The sequence below is a fragment of the Streptomyces sp. SID11385 genome (genome assembly GCF_010548245.1).
In the GTDB taxonomy this organism is placed as follows: Bacteria; Actinomycetota; Actinomycetes; order Streptomycetales; family Streptomycetaceae; genus Streptomyces.
The window spans coordinates 1-325 of sequence record NZ_JAAGLR010001018.1 but is presented as its reverse complement, the minus strand read 5'-3'; the positions used below and the strand labels follow the sequence as shown (position 1 = coordinate 325).

Annotated in this window: 1 pseudogene; it reads right to left on the bottom strand. The window is 80.6% G+C overall.

What is annotated here, in order from left to right:
- Nucleotides 1–325, bottom strand: a pseudogene (locus tag G3I42_RS30950) (hydrolase); the annotation flags it as partial.

Sequence of the window (325 nt, the reverse complement as noted above, 5' to 3'; positions counted from 1 at the left end):
GGTGAGGCCCTGGACGTCGCCGACCCGGACGTGGGCGCGCTGGGCCGTGGCGCCGTGGCCGAGCTGGAGCAGGGCCGCCTCGGTGGCGCGGGAGCGCACCGCGCGGGGGCTGTCGTCGGGCGGGCCCGGCGTGAGCGCGGTGAGCGCGGTGTCGGCGTGCGCGTGCGGTTCGGCGGGGGCGGGGAGCAGGAGCCAGCCAGCGAGGTCGACGGTGTGCGCGCCGCCCGCGGCCAGGCTGCCGACGGTGCCCACGGCCTCGATGCGGCCGCGGGCGAGGCGGACGTCCACGGTGCGCCCGTCGCTCAGCCGTGCACCGCTGAGCAGC